Genomic DNA, 17165 nt, shown 5'->3' with positions numbered 1-17165 from the left:
CGCGATTTTGCGCGGAACGGTTATCTACCAGCGTACCTGCAGGCTACGTCCGCCATTTTTGCCCCAAGAGACTCGGATGAAGCGGATTCCTCCTTCACCCTTTCTTCGGATCTTCCCAGAAGCTGATTGTCAGGGCCGTAGTATTCCTCGCCCAGCCGAAACAGGTTCCTGTCAAAGCAGTCCACTTCCCAGTAGCCTGTCTGGCGAATATACTGCTCCGCGCTGCCGTCTTTCTTGAAGTCCATGTATTTTATCCAGAACTTTCTTTTATTATCGTCAATCTCTATATTGGACATATCCATGTAAACGGATATAGTCTGCTCCTTTTCGCCTTTTATCCCCCCCACATATTTCCATCTTTCATCTGTTTTATTATCGCTCCCGCAGGAGAAGAAAAACACTGTTAATGTAAGGAGAATCAAAGCAAATACGGAAAACTTCTTCGCTATCATATTATCTACATGCCTCCATCTCTCTGGTAATCGCAAACAAATTCCAACACCGCGCCCCTTATGGTGCCTGCATCGACGGGCTTGAGCCCTCCCGCCCCGCGAGCGGCGAACCTGTCGACAACCGAACCGTCGGAACCGTAAAACACCGCCTCGAGATCGGAGTCGCTCTTTTCCCCGCAATGAACAATCCTTAATATGGAAACCCGGAGGTAAGAGCCGCCTGAAGGAAGAGGCTGCTCTGAATAAAACACATGCCCCTCCCAGAACCTTATATTACCGTTAAGATCCCTGATAGTTTCAGTATCGACAAAAACATCGAACCTGGCGGAGTCGTCCAGAGTTCCGTATCCGAGCAGCTTCCATTCCACTGAGGCGGCTACGAACGGCGTCATGATGATTAGCGCCGCGGTAAATACTAAGCTGCATGTAACCCTTATCATGATTTGCTTGAATATATTGTAGCCAAAAAATCACCTGTATGCGAAGGAGGATAATTAGATCGTTAAACTATATTATGTTCATCCCTGATTCAAGGACATAAATAACGCTTCGCGCATTTATCGCGACACATATTTTTCTCTTGCGACCTCGATATGCAGATACTTTTTGGTTTCGTCAACGACTATCCTCGAAAGCCCCAATAGACCGATCAAATTAGGGAGCGCCATGAGTCCGTTCATAATGTCCGCGAATGTCCAGACAAGATCGAGCTTGACGACGGCGCCGACAAAAACAACGAGTGTGAATACCAGCCTGTAGGGCTTTACGGCTCCCTCTTTAAAAATATACTCTATCGCTTTCTCCCCGTAATAGCTCCATCCGAGCAGCGTCGAGTAGGCGAAGAACGCGAGACTTATAGCGACCACATCGGCGCCGACCTGCCCGGGTATGGCGCTTTCAAAAGCCAGCGCCGAGAGCGCGGCTCCCGTCTCGCCGTCTGTCCACAATCCGCTCGCTATGATAACCACACCCGTGATCGTGCATATGACAATCGTGTCTATAAACGTCTGGGTCATCGAGACGAGTGCCTGCCCGACCGGGTTTTTGGTCCGGGCAGCTGCCGCTGCTATCGGAGAGCTCCCAAGCCCGGATTCGTTTGAGAATATACCCCGTGCCACCCCCATTCGCAGCGTCTGGCCCAGGGTGGCCCCTATAAAACCACCCGCTGCCGCGGTAGGGGTAAAAGCATGGTAAAAAATCAGGTAAAAAGCCTCAGGGATACTCTTCCAGTAAACCGCGAGAGTCAGTAAGGCCCCTATAAGATAGAAAACTATCATGAAAGGGACAATCGCGCTTGTCGTTCTCGCTATACTTTTTATGCCGCCCAGGATGACGAGCCCCGTCGCCGCGCAAAGAACGATACCGGTAATCCATACCGGCAGGCCGAAAGCGCTTTGAAGGGCGTCCGCCACGGAATTGGACTGAACCATATTGCCGATACCGAAGGCGGCTATGGCCGCGAATATGGCAAACAGCATGCCGAGCCATTTAAGCCCGAGACCTTTTGAAATGTAATACATGGGCCCGCCGCTCATGGTCCCGAATTTGTCCACTTCCCTGTACTTGACGGCAAGCACGGCTTCGGAGTATTTGGTCGCCATTCCCACAAGCCCCGTCACCCACATCCAGAAAAGCGCGCCCGGCCCGCCCACGGCGATCGCGGTTGCCACACCAGCTATATTACCTACGCCGACGGTTGCCGAGAGCGCGGTCATCAAAGCCTGGAAGTGGGATATATCGCCCTGCTCCTCGCGGTCCGCGTCTCTGTCGACAAGGGCGAGCTTTAATGCCGGGATTAGGGCGCGGAACTGTATTCCCCTGAGCATTATCGTGAGATAGACGCCTGTGCCGAGAAGGAGCGCTATCAGCGGGATGCCCCACACTACTCCGCTCAGGTACGAAAGATATTGCGTGATTTCCGTCTGCATGAATTAGCACCGAGTACCGATCCTGAAGAGTACAAATTTATCATATTTAAATACTTATAGTAAAGGCGTAAAACGGATATTGAGGTAATTTATATTCCCGGCCGCTTTACATTGCCCGGGCGGTATTGTTATTGCAAAAGAAAACCCCCTTATGTACAATTAGTCTATATCGTAAGGAAATATACGGAGGCAAAATCCAAGAATGACATCACAAAATCCATTCGTAGCGCTTAGAGAAGAAATGGATAAGCTGGTTATCGGCCATGATGAAGTAAAAATGTCGTTGCTTCTCGGAGTAATTGCAAGAGAGCACATATATGTCGAAGGCCCTCCCGGAACGGCGAAAACCATGCTTGCTGAAATCATATCAGGAGCCGCACAGCTTAATTTCTTTTTCTATCAGCTCCATAGAGATACGAGACTATCTGAATTAGTAGGAGACCTGGTTATATCAAAGGATTTAACGGAAACCGGGGAAGTGATTAAGCAAAAAGTAGTCAAAGGCGGGATATTGACCGCCGAGGTCTGCCTATTGGACGATATATCGAGAGCCCCCGGAGAATCGCTTAACATACTACTCAGAATACTTAACGAAAGGAAATTTTTTGACGAACAAATACCCCTTTTAACCGCAATAGCTACCAGCAATCCTACGGCTGACGAGTACTATAACGAGCCGCTCGACCCCGCGAACCTGGACAGGTTTGTCCTCCAGATCAAATCACAGGGCCTCTCCTACGGCAAGAAGTGGGAAGAGGCCAAGGAAGTAATCAAGCTCTACACGGACCAACCGTTCGAATACGAAGTGCCCGTAAGGGTAAGTAAGGAAGTGTTCGATAAATACTACGCGAGGCTTGGTAAAGTAGAAATTCCCGGCGAGGTTCAGGAAGGTCTCGCTAATTTCGTAGCGACCCTTATTGAGGACTACGGATGCGACGAGACCAACTCACTTATCTCCGACAGAACGTTCTTCGTAAAATCACTCAAGATCATGAGAGCGCACGCGCTTCTTCAGGACAGGGATGTTTGCACAATAGAGGACCTGAACGCTCTTAAATACATGACCGCTTTCCGGGTCCCTGAAGAGGTTTTCCTCCAGCTGGACCAGATTCTGGAGGATCTGACGACCAAAAAAAAAAAGACAGGGACAGGGGGAGCGAACTAGAAGAACAACCGTCGTCAGAATTTGACAAGGATATGCTGGGGGACCAGAACCAGGAAGTCCCCGATGACGAGGGTAAAAAAGAGTCCGAGCAGGATCAGGACCAGCTTTCAGAAGCCCGCAAGACCTTCTTCCAGGCCCTAAAAGAACTCAAGGAAAACATCCAGAAGGAAAGTGATATGGCTCCGCCGGAGGACATGAATATTCCTTCTGATCCCGAAGGGCAGGCTTCGGATGACGGGCGGAGAAGGGACGACCAGAAACCACCCCAGACAAGTAAAGTATATGCCAGCAAATCCCCCGATCCGGGAGACGAAGAGGACTACTGGATCGGAGGCAAGAGAAACCTCGAGTCCGCCGATAACGTAAAAGTGATCATGAAGGTTCTTGAGGGAAATATTCAAAAAAGCATTGCGCTCAGGGCGCCGCATCCCGGAGGCTTACCAAGAAAGTGGAAGAGAATGAGCTATTTCGACGAGATCGAAGATGTGGATCCTTACGAGGCGATGTTCTGGAGCGAGCACACCACACCGACGCTCCCGAGAGTACACAAGCGCGAGAAAGAGATGATGGGAGGGGAGATAGCGATACTGAGGGACGTGAGCACCTCCATGATGGGAGTGTACAGCGAATGGTCTTCCTCGGTCGTGAGGGGTGTAATAGAGCTCGCGAGGTCCAAGAGAATGCGGGTGGGGTACGTGGAATTCAACCACCGCTCCTATAAGTACAAAAGAAACTCCAAATTCTTCACCAGGGATTACCAGTGGATGCTGGAGCTCGCGTCCAAGACCGAATGCTCGGGTAATACGAACTACGAAGACGCGCTTAAAGACGCGCTCACGGAGTTCAGGGGAAGGGGGCTCAGAAACAAGCACATTCTTTTTATCACCGACGGAATTCCGACTTCGGGAGACTGTGACGTGATAACGGAGAGAATAAGGGCGAAAAAACTGGGGGTATGCATTCACTCCATATTCATAGGCTCCAAAAACTACCCGAGGATTCTGCAGAAGATTTCCGGGGAAACCAGCGGCACCCAGTTCATAGCGACACGGAGAAAAGACGGAACCATCAGGATTGAAAGAAGAGACAAAAAGTTACTGCCTCCCCCGTCTGAGGAGAAAGGGCAGGTCGATCCTTTCAGCAAGGTTTTCGCCTAGAGGGACGTCATTTTTGATACTCGAAGACGGCCTTCTGATGGTCGCTATAGTTAGTTGAGAATTTATGCGTCCCGTCGCCCCTGGACACAAAGTAAATATAGTCCGCGTCCGCGGGATTCAGCGCCGCGATTATAGAATCCTTTCCGGGGTTGGCTATTGGGCCGGGCGGGAGGCCGCTGTTGATGTAAGTATTATATCTTGTCTCCGTACGCAGATCCCGCCTAGTAAGGTTCCCGTCAAAGTCCTCTCCCATTCCGTATATCACGGTAGGATCGCTCTCAAGCCTCATTCCCATCCTGAGGCGGTTGTGGAAAACGGCCGATATAAGGGGACGCTCGGAAGCGGCCCCGGTTTCCTTCTCGATTATCGAAGCAAGCGTAATTATCTCGTTATCGGTGAGATTCACGCCGTCCCTCATATCAGTGAGCGAACCGTAGACCTTATTGAACCTGTTTATCATCATGAGGATAAATTCTTCAGGCGTAACAGCCTTCGTATATCTATACGTATCCGGGAAGAGATAACCTTCAAAGCCGGTTAGCGGCCTCCCCGGGAGCATGCGGAGGAGCTCTTTATTATTGTCAATCGCCCTGAGAAATTCCCCTCCGTCGAGGACTTTTTTTTCGTCCAGGAGATAGGCTATTTCCCTTGCCGTCAGGCCCTCCGGGATGGTGACTCTGTGAATCAACACATCCCCCTTTGCGATTTTCTCGGCAACCTCCGACAGTGTCGAGCCTTCTTTAAACTCATATTCGCCGGCTCTCAAGCTGTTCTGCCACCCCCTGCTCGCCACATAGAGGATGAACAGACGGTCGTCAATTATAAGCCCCGCCTCCTCGAGCCTGGTAGATATTTTCCTGAGGCCCTCCCCTTTTAATATATCGATCACGGTGGTCTCACGAACAGAAGGGACATTATTTACATAGTAGAAAACCCCCAGGAGGCCCGCCCCCGCCAGAATAAGAACTACGAAAAAGATTGCCAGAACGGCACGAAGCTTAGTGAAACCCATAATTAGATATCAGGATAAATTATTTATTTCGTGATAACGGCCAGGTCGTCCCGATGAATAACCTCGTCGCTGTACTTGTATCCGAGAATGCTTTCCACGTCCCTGGTGCTGCGGCCCATAATCTTCTTTATCTCGTCCGAGCCGTAACATGATAGCCCTCTGGCCACCTCGGTCCCGCTCTCGTCGACGCATGTTACAGAGTCCCCTATCCCGAACCTGCCTCTTACGTCCTTGATGCCCGAGGGAAGAAGGCTCTTTCCCCCGGAGGCGATGGCTTTCTTTGCGCCGCTGTCTATTACGATTTTCCCCGCGGATTTTAATGTAAAAGCTATCCAGTGTTTCCTTCCGCTCAGGCTCTTTTTGGCGGGGAGGAAAAGCGTCCCAACTTCTTTCCCGTCGAATATTTCCGTAAGGGTAGTTCCCGACTTACCGTTGGCTATGATCGTAGGAACCCCGAAAGCGGCCGCGGTTCTCGCGGCCTGTATTTTGGTCTTCATCCCCCCGGTCGTGGTGCTGCCGAGCGTGTCCCCGGCCACGGACTCTATCTCATCCCCGATCTGATCGATCAGCGATATGAATTCGGCGTCATGGTTATTTCTGGGGTCCTTGCTGTAAAGCCCCTCTATATCGGTAAGCATGATAAGCAGATCTGCCTCTATAAGCGAAGTTACGAGCGCGGCCAGATTATCATTATCACCGAGCATGATTTCCTCAACGGCAACCGTGTCATTTTCATTTATAATCGGGATTATTCCCATATTGAGAAGAGTAATAAGGGTTTTGCGGGCGTTCAGGAATCTTTTTCTGTCCGCAAGCCCGTCATGGGTGATAAGTATCTGCGCGACAATCTGCCCGTGAGCGGAAAACGCCCTCTCGTACTTCCAGATGAGAGTGCTCTGGCCGCACGCGGCTATCGCCTGCTTCATCGATATCTCGGTCGGCTTCTTATTGATCTCGAGTTTCTTCATGCCCGAAGCGATTGCCCCCGAGGAAACCACCACCACCTCGATGCCCCTTGATTTGATTTCGGAAATTCCCCCCGCGAGGAGCTTGAAAGCGCTCCCTGACAAATATCCCTTCCTGTCCGTAAGCACGCTGCTCCCGATCTTGACTATTACGCGCTTTACCTTCGGGATTATTGATTTTCTATCCGACTTTTTCATTCGTGAGCCGTCTATTATGAATTTTCAAATGCGTCTATATACAATGCCATCCTTGACAATATGCCGGCACCTTGCTATCTTATTTGCTCTACCAAGCGGGAATAGCTCAGCTGGCTAGAGCGTCTCCTTGCCAAGGAGAAGGTCGCGGGTTCGAATCCCGTTTCCCGCTCCAATCAATTACTCCTCCATCGAAATATATCCGGGTTGAGATTCCATGCGGTCGCGCCAGAGTATTACGCTCGGGTAAGGAGAAAGGTCAACTCCCCCCTGATGAGCCGTTTTCACGTAGGGGTAGCAGGCTATATCGGCAATTGTATAAGCTCCCGCGAGAAAATCGTTATGTTCCAGGTGGCTGTCAAGAACCTGAAGAGCCGCTTTCCCCTGACTCTGTACTTTATTCAGGTCTCTTTCGTCCCTCTGCTCCGGGCTTGCGAAACGCAGAAGATATCTGGCGACTGCAAGATTGGGATCGATAGACGTTTTCCCGAAAAAAAGCCACTGGCACATCGCTCCGAACGTTTCGAGGTCTTCGGGATAAAGCGGATTGGGTGAATACTTTTTTCCCAGATAGAGAAGAATAGCGTTTGATTCCCATATATTGAATTCCCCGTCTATCAAAACCGGAATCTTTCTGTTAGGGTTCAGCCTGTGATAATCGCCGCCGTGCTGCGCCCCCTCGAATATATCGAGATATTCCCTTTTATATTCGACTGCTAGCTGGGCCAGAGCCAGCCTTACCTTGTAGCAATTTCCCGAAAGGGGATGGTCGTATAGCGTCAACATGATCAATCTTCCAGATACTGTTGAAATTTTCCGGTGAATCTCTCTTTTCCCATAATTTTGCAGGTTATCTCTCTCCTGGGAATAATATAATCTACCCTGCTTCTGGTGCAAACCTTATCATTTTCGTTGAGTATATTGACCACCACCCCCACACTCCGCTCTTTCTCCTCGACTATCCTGCCCCTTACGATCAATTCCCCCGAAGTGCCGACGGGCCTCAGAAATTCCATATCTATTTTGGTGGTAAGGGCAATTTTCCTGTGCCTGTCGAACATCGTCCAGAAAGCGACCTCGTCGACAAGGGCGCACTGTATCCCGCCGTGAAGAATGCCAGGAAACCCCTCCAGGTGCTTCTCGGGGGTTATTTTGGTAAAAACGTCCCCGTTTTCCTCGTCCGCGAAAAACTTCAGGCGGAGCCCGAGTTTATTCCTCGGATCGCAGGCGAAACATCCGTACCCGGGGAAATCAAGGAAAATATTTTCAATCTCTCGAATCATTTTAAGGGTCAGAATCGCTAAGACTTGCTCACTATTTCTTTTTCTAATCCGTATAAGTGATTATTCGCGGACGACTATTCTCTCTCCAGCACCTTGGCTACTGCCGCGACCCTTTGATCGGGAGCGAGACCGATAAGCCTTACGCCCTGAGTCCCCCTTCCGAATACGCTTATTTCGGAGGCGTTCATCCTGATTACCTTGCCGCCGTGAGTCGTTATTATCATTATCTGAGTGTCGTTGGTTACCTGAAAAGCGCCTATTACCCTGCCGTTTTTCCCGGTGGTCTTAATGGTGATGATTCCCTTGCCGCCCCGCCCCGTAATCCTGTAAGCCGAGACGAGTGTCCTTTTACCGTAGCCCATCTCGGTAACGGTAAGTATCTGGGCTTCGGGGTTCTCTATAACTTCGAGGCTCACTACGTGATCCCCTTCGTCGAGTCTTATCCCGATAACCCCTGTCGCCGTTCTCCCCATGTCCCTCACGTCCTCTTCCTTGAATCTTATAGCCTGCCCGAAGTACGACGTAAGCAGAATCTCGTCGTGTCCGCTTGTAATTCTGGCCTCTATAAGCTCGTCATCCTCTCTAATGTTGAGGGCGATTATACCGCCCGAGCGCGGGTTGGAATAGGCCATGAGCTTCGTTTTCTTCACTATGCCCTGCCTGGTAGCCATGATGATATACCGGTCTTCCTTGAATTCCCTTACGGGCAGCACGGCCGCAACCTTCTCGTCCGGTGCCAGACTGAGCAGATTAACAAGGGCTTTCCCCCTCGCCGTGGGGCCGGCCTCGGGAATTTCATGAACCTTGAGCCAGTAGCATCTGCCGAGGTTGGTAAAAAAGAGCACGTAGTTATGCTTTGAGGCGATAAATAATGTCACGACAAAGTCAAGCTCCTTCGTGGTCATCCCGGTGCGGCCCTTGCCTCCCCTCCTCTGGCTCCGGTATATGCTTAGAGGGGTGGTTTTTATATAACCGTCATGGGTTATTGTTACGACCATATCCTCGTCCGCGATAAGGTCCTCTATTGAAATCTCCTCCGAGCTTTCGAGAATCTCCGTCCTTCTCTCGTCTCCGTACCTGTCTTTTATTTCCTTTAGCTCATCGGTGACGATCTCGAGTATCAGATGCTCGTGCTCCAGTATTTCTTTGAGGCGTTTAACAGTCTCTATCAGCTCTTTTCTTTCCTCGAGTATTTTATCCCTTTCAAGGGCGGTAAGACGCTGAAGCCTCATATCCAGTATTGCCTGAGCCTGTACGTCGGTAAGGCCGAGCTTCTGCATCAGGCCGTCCTTTGCCGTCTGCGGACTGTCCGATTTACGTATAAGAGCGATGACCTCGTCAAGATGATCGAGGGCTATTTTGAGACCTTCGAGAATGTGAAGCCTCGCTTCCGCCTTGCCGAGCTCAAACTGGGTGCGTCTGGTTACGACCTCTTTTCTGTGCTCGATGAAATGGTTAATCGTGTCTTTGAGCGGCAGCACGCGGGGCTGATTCCTGACAAGCGCGAGCATGATTATGCCGAAGGACGTATCCATCGGCGTGTGCTTGTAAAGCTGATTCAGCACGACCTCGGCGTTCTCGCCGCGTTTGATCTCGATTACAACCCTTATGCCTTCTCTGTCCGACTCGTCCCTTATATCGGATATCCCCTTTATCTTTTCTTCCTTCACTAGGTCGGCTATGCGCTCTATGAGCCTTGCTTTGTTAACCTGATACGGGACTTCATCGACGATTATTATTTCCCTGTCCCCTTTCTTCTGCTTTTCTATCCTCGCCTTTGCCCTTATCTTGATTATTCCCCTTCCGGTTTCATACGCTTCCCTTATGGGATTCTTTCCCGTAATAAAACCGCCTGTAGGGAAATCCGGCCCCGGAATATGGGTCATGAGCTCATCAAGCGTGATGGCCGGATTTTTAATCTGAGCCGTCACGGCGTCTACAAGCTCATTTAGGTTATGGGGCGGGATATTAGTTGACATACCGACCGCTATGCCGGAGGAGCCGTTAAGCAAGAGGTTCGGGACCTTCGCCGGAAGAACAAGCGGCTCATGCTCTCCCCCGTCGTAGTTCGGGACGAAATCAACCGTCTCCTTGTCGAGGTCCTGAAGCATTTCGCTCGCCAGCCTGTCGAGCCTGACCTCCGTGTACCTCATGGCGGCGGGCGGGTCGCCGTCTATTGAGCCGAAGTTGCCCTGTCCGTCAACGAGCGTGTAGCGCATGGAAAAGTCCTGGGCCATCCTCACAAGCGCGTCGTACAGCGCGGCGTCCCCGTGAGGGTGGTATTTACCCATTACGTCTCCCACGATTCTCGCGGACTTTTTATAGGGTCTGTTCCACTGATTGCCGATTTCTTCCATTCCGAAAAGCAGCCTTCTGTGAACGGGCTTTAACCCGTCCCTTACATCGGGAAGAGCGCGCCCTATAATGACGCTCATCGAATAGCTGAGATAGGACTCCTTCATCTCGTCTTCGATGTTGACGGGCAAAATTTGAGACGGCGTTGTCATTTAAATAAAGTCCTCCTAATAACTATAAATATTGGCTGAGTAGGTTATATGAGAGGAGGGTAAGAGTCAATTAATTTGCCTCCGGATATATTATATGACACACTAAAAGTGCCCGACTTTTGAGCACCGGTAATCGGAACGGGAAAATCGACCGGAAACCCGAATTTTTACATCAATGAAGAAAGCTTACAGGAAACTTTTCAACTTTATTCTGAAAATTTTAATCTTTGTCGTGATCCTGTCGCTCGGCTGGGTTTTGCTCTATAAGTACGTAGACCCGCCGCTCACACCGCTGATGGTTATCGGATATTTCGGCGGGGCGGGAAGGATCGAGAAAGGGTGGCGGGACTATAACGAGATTTCAGGCTCCATGAAAATGGCGGTGATATCCGCCGAGGACCAGAAATTCCCTTTTCACGACGGATTTGACATCGAATCCATAGAGGAAGCTATAGACGAGAGGATGAAAGGGGACAGGCTCAGGGGAGCGAGCTCGATATCACAGCAGACCGCGAAGAACGTATTCCTGTGGCCTTCCAGATCGTGGCTGAGAAAGGGGATCGAGGCCTATTTTACATTTCTTATTGAGAAAATCTGGGGGAAGAAGAGGATTCTCGAAGTGTACCTAAACGTGATTGAGACCGGGAAAGGTATTTACGGAGTGGAGAGGGCGGGCGAGATATACTTCGGCAAATCGGCTAAGAATCTGAACCAGGGGGAGGCGGCTCTAATCGCGGTCTCCCTTCCCAACCCTCGATTAATGTCTCCCGCAAAACCGTCAACGTATATGAAAAGGAGGGCGGCGTGGGTCGCGGGGCAGATGAATAACCTGGGCGGCGCAGGGTATCTGAAAAATATAAATTGAACCGGAACCGGGCGGGGGCACTGATTCATCCGAACGTCCTGAGGATCAGCCCGGCTTCCCGTACCTCCGAGCTTGTTGACATGACGGGAGACGGGATGTAAAACAATATGTCAATTTATCAGACCGAGAGAGGATGGAAATGGCAACAGAGACCGTATTAATAACCGGAGCGTCTTCGGGAATCGGATGGGAGCTTGCAAAACTGTTCGCCTCTGACAACTCGAACCTCGTGCTCGTAGCCCGCAGGGAAGACAGGCTCGGCGAGCTTGCCGACCTGCTAAAATCCGAGTTCGGAGTGGATGTTTTTATTTTACCCACGGACCTTTCGAAAAAAACCGCGCCCAGACAGATATTCAGCAAACTCCGGAAGGAGAGGATACAAATTGACGTGCTTGTCAACAACGCAGGATTCGGAGCGCGAGGCAGCGTGCTTGAACTCGGCGCCGACCTGCAGATGGACATGATTCACGTGAACGTGGCCGCCCTCACCCACCTGACGCGACTTTTTCTGCCGGGGATCGTCGAAAGGGGCCGCGGAGGGATATTGAACGTAGCCTCACTGGCCGGGTTTCAGCCTGGTCCCAACCTCGCTGTCTACTACGCTACAAAGGCGTACGTTCTTTCATTTACCGAAGCGCTGTCCGAGGAAATAACCGATCCGAACATCAAAATCACCTGTCTTGCCCCTGGCCCTGTAAGGACGGAATTCGGCTCCAAGTCAAAGCTCGACGATTCCCTTCTATTCAAGCTCAGCCTCATGGATGTCGGGCCCGTCGCGAAGACCGCCTACGAAGGGTTCAGAAAAGGAAAAGTAATCATAGTTCCGGGAGTAAAGCAGAAAATTACCCCGTTCATGCTGCGGCTCCTCCCCCGTTCGGTCGTCAGGAAGATAGTAAAATCCCTTCAATCCTGAGTTTCTAGGTGAAAGGGCTCCGGATTAAAATTCTGTTGCTCTCGAAGTTTTACTATGCTATTATTAGGTTCGTAATCGTTATTAATGATTAACACATTTATGATGATCGGAGAGAAATAACATTCAAAGGGGGGACTCACGATGAAGCTTATCCAGTTGATGAGGAAAAACAAAAAGGCTTTCCTGCCTGCAATATTTATCGTAGCAGTCTTGTTTATATACGGCTGCAGGTGTGAGGGCGGTATAGACGCCGCTGCCGACAGCGTTGACACCGTTAAAATAGTCAGTATTCAGCCTGAAAATCAATAGATCATTATATCGAACTTATTTAGGAGGAGAAAGTAGATGATAAAACTGTCGAAAAGATTATCAAAAGGGCTTAAAATATCTTTCGTTTTCATAAGTCTTGCCGTTGTTCTTATTACTCCCGGAGTCATGCATTGCTCTGGATCGGTTGACCCGGATCAAAGCGCAAATACGCTTAATTTAACTTAACGAATTTGCAGGACATCTTTACTGTCCCCCTTTAGAATAAGCAGTGATTTCCGCTCAGTCCTTTTCCGCGAAAAAGGATTCGAGTTCTTTTATTATCTCGCCTGAACCGGATATTAACCGGTTACAGTCGGGTAGGGATTCAAGAAAGTATCTCCCGTAGAATTTACTGATTATTCTCTTGTCCAGAACTAAAACGGCGCCTATATCGCTTCTTGTCCTGATGAGCCTTCCGAATCCCTGCTTGAACTTTAGTACCGCGACAGGAACGCTGTACTCGATAAATGAGTTTAGCCCCTGACTCTCCATATGCTCTACCCTGGCCTCTATTATGGGTTCCGTGGGCACTCTGAAAGGAAGCCTTGCAATTATTACAAGCCTGAGCGCGTTACCCGGGACATCGACTCCCTCCCAGAAGCTGTCCGTGGCGAAGAGGACCGATCTGTCCACTATCCTGAACTTTTCGAGCAGTCTCGCCCTCGGCATAGCTCCCTGCCTGAGCGTAAGAATATCGTCCGATTCGAGCTCCCGGTAAATATCCTTATATACAGTTTCGAGAAGCGAGTAGGATGTGAATAGAATAAGCGCGTTTCCGTCCGAAGCTCTTACCGCCTGAGCGATGAGGGGCGCTATCGCCTGCGAATAGCGCATTGCGCCCGGCTCGGGTATATCGTTCGGCACTGCCAGAAGAAGCTGCTTCTCGTAATTAAAAGGCGAGGGAAGTATGAGCTCCGAGACCCTCTCATCATCCTCAAGCCCGAGCCCCGATTTAATGAACCGGAAGTCCTTTCTCACGGACATGGTGGCGGAAGTCATAACCACTGTGCCGCATTTGGAATAGAGCCTCTCTTTAAGCGGCTGGGATATATCGAGGGGGGATAACCCGAGCCCCGATATTACGCCCCCTCTCCCCTCCCTGCCCTCGACCCATCTCACATGGCCGTCATCCTCCGGGCTGAGGAACGTGCTTATAACATCCGAATAATAATCGAGCTTGTTCGACGCGCCCCTGAACTCGACCATGAGCTTCGCTATATCGTTCTCCGACTCATAATCCAGCAGGATATCAGTGAAGGATTTAATTTCCTCATACAGCTCTTTCAGTCTTATTCTGAGAATTGAGAATTTCCTATCTATCTCCTCCCAGTCCTCGCGCTTGAATACCTCCTCGGTCAGCCTTAAGCTCACCTCTTCGGCAGACGGCTCTTTTTCCCGCGTTACCGCGAGCGAGAATGAAAATAGGGTATCGAACGCGTCCCTCGCATATTCCTCGGCGGTATCGATCCTGGGGGAGAGGTTCTGCTCTACCCTTCTCAGGACGTCGTTGACAATTCCTTTCCTCATATGCCTTACTAGCTTTGAGGCGATTGACGCCGTGTAATAGATTAGCCCCTTTGTCTCCCCGCCCTTCCCCTTTCTCTTTAAACGCCTCAATATCCTGATTATCCCGTACTTGGTGGCCCTCATGCCGAAGTGCGAAGTAGCCGCGTCGACAAGATGGTGAGCCTCATCGAATATTACCCTCCTGAATGGCGGAAGTATCCCCGCGTCACTCTTCTCGGACGCGCCCTTGATCGAGAGATCGGAGAAAAGCAGGTGATGATTCACCACCAGCAGCTGCGAAGAGGCGAGCTCTCTCCTGGATTTATAGAAAAAGCATCTCGAATAATACGGGCACCTGGCGCGGAGGCAGCTATCGCTTTCGGCGGATACTTTATCCCACACACCTTCGGGCGGGGTAAACGACAGGTCCGAGAGCGATCCGTCGTCGGTCATCCCCGCCCATTCAAGGATATTTGAAATCGCATCCACCTCATCCTCTTCCGCCATTTCGAAGAGGCCGTCGTTTATAGTCTCCGCCCGCAGCAGACACAGATAATTTCCCATACCCTTGACGAGCGAATAGTTAAAGTCCTCGTCAAACGCCCTGTGCACAAGAGGGATGTCCTTATCAATCAACTGTTCCTGGAGGTTAATCGTATTCGTCGAGACAACCACTCTCTCGCCGTTTTGAAGCGCCCATTTTACAGCCGGTATTAAGTACGAAAGTGTTTTGCCCGTGCCGGTTCCGGCTTCGATGATCGACACCTCTTCGTCGTTAAACGCGTTTGTTACAGCCTCCAGCATATGGAGCTGCTCATCCCTGAGCTCGTATTTGTCGCCCATTAATTCCGCTATCTCACCCCCGGGAAGAAGCATCTCCCTTAATCCCTCAATGCCCAGAGGCTCGATCTCCTTTTCGGCAAAAGGCTCGACCACGACGTAAATCTCGGAGGCGTTATTGTTGACTATGTAAAATCCGATGCCCTGGTTCCCGAATACGGAGGCTATCTGTAAATCCTGTCCGGAAGGGGTCAGGTTGCCCGAAGGATGATTGTGAATCACGACCTCGCCGGGACTTGCGGAATCGATAACCGCGGGCACCGCGTAATTGCTGCCGCGCGCCACAACTCTCACCTCATCTATTACCGCGCTCCCGGTAAAGGAACCTACAAAAAACACCTCGTTCCCCGAGGCCTCCTCGATGGATATTCTTATTCTGTTTTTAACGCTGTTTGAAAGCAGTTCCCTGTCCACGGGGAAAAGTCTACATAATTTGATGGAGTTTCACAGATGACGGGATAATCCGGTTATTGCTTAAACATAACACTTTTGGTAGTTTATCAGGGATGTATTAACGGGAGGGATGGCCGAGCGGACGAAGGCGCTGGTCTCGAAAACCAGTAGAGTCGCAAGATTCTCGTGGGTTCGAATCCCACTCCCTCCGCACTGTACATAAACGGATAACGCATGACCGTAAAAGAAACAACCAGACACCAGGCGAAGGAATTTCACAGAGAACTGACCGCACGCATAGAGAAGGAAAAGATTATAATACTTCTTACGGGGAATTCTCCCGAGCGGATTTTCAAAACGGCGGAATCACTGAGGGAGAGCACCGGCTGCCCGCTCGGATTCGATTTCAAAATCCCTAAGCTAAAGGACAGGCTCAAATTCCTTAAAAAAAGAGGCGAAAAGAACATAGGCGTTTTCTCCGTCAGCACGGCAAAGGAGGCGAGGGTAGCCGTCAATTCTGGAGCCTCCTTTTTATTCCCGACTCATTTCGACAGAGGCATATTGAGAAAGTGTAGATCGGAGAACGTCTTCCACGCCCCGGGTGCCCTGACGCCCGGAGAGGTTTACGGCGCCTACGATATGAGAGCGGATGCGGTCAGCATCTTTCCCTGCTCTCTGGTGGGAGGGGCGGAGTGGATTGCAAGGCTCCGTGATATGTTCCCCGACGTGAAGCTCATACCGACAGACAAAATGTCGCATGAAGACGCCATTCTATATCTAAAGGCAGGCTCATTCGCCGTAGCCCCTATAATTGACGTTGACAGCTCCGGCGATCCGGAGGATTTTATACTGGGTTTTATTAATAAAGCCAACTAGCCGACCTCCAGTGTATAGGGTTTCCCGTCGAATATCCAAGCTGACTCACAGACCTGACATATTGTGGTTATCCGTCATGCCGTATATACTTTTCATACTTAATAAAGCTATATAAATAGCAATTCCGGGCGATGATGATCAAATTAAAATAAATGAGGAGGTATGGGTAATATGGCAACAAAAAAACCGAGTAAACCCAAAGAACAAAGCAAGGACAAGGTTATCCAGCATTTTGATGAGATCAAAAAAGATATTATAGAGTTAAAAACAAAAATAGGTATGACCAGAAAAAGTGATATTACAAAGTTATCTGAAGATGTTGCTAAAAAAGTAAGCGATTCGGCATCCGAGATTATGAAAAGCTCAGCGGATGTCTTACACAAGGCTACAAAAGTCTTACAGTTTGCAGCGTTAGGTGCTGTCGAGGGCGGTAAGAAGGCCCTCAAAGAAAATAAAAAACCAAGACGCAGAGCAACCGGAGCGAGGAGAAAAACGAGTAAAAAAGCAAAGACCAAGTCTACCTCGGGCTAAGATAAAAAGTCAGCTTTCTCCTTTAAATAGTCCCTTCTTTTTGGCTTCATTGCTCTTCTACCGCTTTATTTTACAGATATTTTACTAGCTTATTTCTACTACTTCTTAATGGGAAGCAGCATATGCTCACGATTTTATAAGATAATTTTTGTGAGCCTGTTGTGAAAAACCGGTGGTAAAATATATGTAGGGGGCTACTGAAGAACTCCGATATTCTTGAAAATAGTTCGACCGACCCTCACTCTCGTTGGTTATAGTATAAAAATCA

16 protein-coding genes and 2 tRNA genes are annotated in these 17165 nt (G+C 49.9%); 9 read left to right on the top strand and 9 right to left on the bottom strand.

Features of this window, described 5'->3' with window-relative positions:
• Positions 1 to 20: 20 nt before the first annotated feature.
• The 3 genes from RIG61_02145 to RIG61_02135 form a co-directional block, all read right to left on the bottom strand.
• A complete protein-coding gene (locus RIG61_02145; protein MEQ9617955.1) occupies positions 21 to 452 on the bottom strand; it encodes a hypothetical protein in 432 nt (143 codons plus the stop codon).
• A 5-nt stretch (positions 453 to 457) separates the two neighbouring features.
• Positions 458 to 844 (bottom strand): hypothetical protein, encoded by a 387-nt coding sequence (locus tag RIG61_02140; GenBank protein MEQ9617954.1) that lies wholly within the window; start codon positions 842 to 844, stop codon positions 458 to 460.
• A 165-nt stretch (positions 845 to 1009) separates the two neighbouring features.
• Positions 1010 to 2380 carry a sodium:alanine symporter family protein gene (locus RIG61_02135; GenBank protein MEQ9617953.1) on the bottom strand — a complete coding sequence of 457 codons (1371 nt, stop codon included), beginning with the start codon at positions 2378 to 2380 and terminating at the stop codon, positions 1010 to 1012.
• Between the two features lie 202 nt (positions 2381 to 2582).
• Here RIG61_02135 and RIG61_02130 point away from each other — a divergent pair, with 202 nt between their 5' ends.
• Positions 2583 to 3545, top strand: coding sequence for a MoxR family ATPase (locus RIG61_02130; GenBank protein MEQ9617952.1), 963 nt, complete (start codon positions 2583 to 2585; stop codon positions 3543 to 3545).
• A gap of 32 nt (positions 3546 to 3577) precedes the next feature.
• The gene (locus RIG61_02125; protein ID MEQ9617951.1) at positions 3578 to 4702 is read left to right on the top strand and encodes a vWA domain-containing protein; all 1125 of its coding nucleotides are present in this window, start codon (positions 3578 to 3580) and stop codon (positions 4700 to 4702) included.
• Positions 4703 to 4709: 7 nt separating this feature from the next.
• On the opposite strand, the gene mltG is transcribed toward RIG61_02125, so the two are convergent.
• Positions 4710 to 5714: an endolytic transglycosylase MltG gene (gene mltG, locus RIG61_02120; protein MEQ9617950.1), complete on the bottom strand. Its 1005-nt coding sequence runs from the start codon at positions 5712 to 5714 to the stop codon at positions 4710 to 4712.
• 23 nt (positions 5715 to 5737) lie between these two features.
• Positions 5738 to 6877, bottom strand: a complete 1140-nt coding sequence (gene proB / locus RIG61_02115) for a glutamate 5-kinase (protein ID MEQ9617949.1) — start codon at positions 6875 to 6877, stop codon at positions 5738 to 5740.
• Positions 6878 to 6972: 95 nt separating this feature from the next.
• On the opposite strand from proB, the gene RIG61_02110 reads away from it, so the two are divergent.
• Positions 6973 to 7049 (top strand) — tRNA-Gly (locus RIG61_02110).
• Between the two features lie 5 nt (positions 7050 to 7054).
• Here the strand turns inward: RIG61_02110 and RIG61_02105 are convergent.
• The 3 genes from RIG61_02105 to gyrA all read right to left on the bottom strand — a co-directional run bounded on the left by RIG61_02105 (position 7055) and on the right by gyrA (position 10664).
• On the bottom strand, positions 7055 to 7660 hold the full coding sequence (locus RIG61_02105; GenBank protein MEQ9617948.1) for a glutathione S-transferase family protein: 606 nt from the start codon (positions 7658 to 7660) through the stop codon (positions 7055 to 7057).
• Positions 7661 to 7662: 2 nt separating this feature from the next.
• Positions 7663 to 8157 (bottom strand): PaaI family thioesterase, encoded by a 495-nt coding sequence (locus tag RIG61_02100; GenBank protein ID MEQ9617947.1) that lies wholly within the window; start codon positions 8155 to 8157, stop codon positions 7663 to 7665.
• 74 nt (positions 8158 to 8231) lie between these two features.
• The gene (gene gyrA / locus RIG61_02095; protein ID MEQ9617946.1) at positions 8232 to 10664 is read right to left on the bottom strand and encodes a DNA gyrase subunit A; all 2433 of its coding nucleotides are present in this window, start codon (positions 10662 to 10664) and stop codon (positions 8232 to 8234) included.
• A gap of 175 nt (positions 10665 to 10839) precedes the next feature.
• Between gyrA and mtgA the strand changes: the two genes are divergently transcribed.
• From mtgA to RIG61_02080, 3 genes are all read left to right on the top strand, one after another.
• Positions 10840 to 11529 carry a monofunctional biosynthetic peptidoglycan transglycosylase gene (gene mtgA, locus RIG61_02090; GenBank protein MEQ9617945.1) on the top strand — a complete coding sequence of 230 codons (690 nt, stop codon included), beginning with the start codon at positions 10840 to 10842 and terminating at the stop codon, positions 11527 to 11529.
• A gap of 133 nt (positions 11530 to 11662) precedes the next feature.
• A complete protein-coding gene (locus tag RIG61_02085) occupies positions 11663 to 12442 on the top strand; it encodes an SDR family oxidoreductase (GenBank protein MEQ9617944.1) in 780 nt (259 codons plus the stop codon).
• Positions 12443 to 12583: 141 nt separating this feature from the next.
• On the top strand, positions 12584 to 12751 hold the full coding sequence (locus RIG61_02080) for a hypothetical protein (protein MEQ9617943.1): 168 nt from the start codon (positions 12584 to 12586) through the stop codon (positions 12749 to 12751).
• A gap of 240 nt (positions 12752 to 12991) precedes the next feature.
• Here RIG61_02080 and RIG61_02075 read toward each other — a convergent pair whose 3' ends face one another.
• The gene (locus tag RIG61_02075; GenBank protein MEQ9617942.1) at positions 12992 to 15511 is read right to left on the bottom strand and encodes a helicase C-terminal domain-containing protein; all 2520 of its coding nucleotides are present in this window, start codon (positions 15509 to 15511) and stop codon (positions 12992 to 12994) included.
• Positions 15512 to 15614: 103 nt separating this feature from the next.
• Here RIG61_02075 and RIG61_02070 point away from each other — a divergent pair.
• From RIG61_02070 to RIG61_02060, 3 genes are all read left to right on the top strand, one after another.
• Positions 15615 to 15701, top strand: a tRNA-Ser gene (locus RIG61_02070).
• Between the two features lie 23 nt (positions 15702 to 15724).
• Positions 15725 to 16366, top strand: coding sequence for a bifunctional 4-hydroxy-2-oxoglutarate aldolase/2-dehydro-3-deoxy-phosphogluconate aldolase (locus RIG61_02065; GenBank protein ID MEQ9617941.1), 642 nt, complete (start codon positions 15725 to 15727; stop codon positions 16364 to 16366).
• 171 nt (positions 16367 to 16537) lie between these two features.
• Entirely contained in the window at positions 16538 to 16897 is a 360-nt protein-coding gene (locus RIG61_02060; protein ID MEQ9617940.1) for a hypothetical protein, read from the top strand.
• Positions 16898 to 17165 lie beyond the last annotated feature (268 nt).

Source organism: Deltaproteobacteria bacterium, from assembly GCA_040223695.1.
Taxonomy (GTDB): Bacteria; Desulfobacterota_D; UBA1144; order Nemesobacterales; family UBA2774; genus JAVKFU01.
The sequence above is the reverse complement of the archived record's forward strand: the minus strand, read 5'-3'. Positions and strand labels throughout refer to the sequence as shown.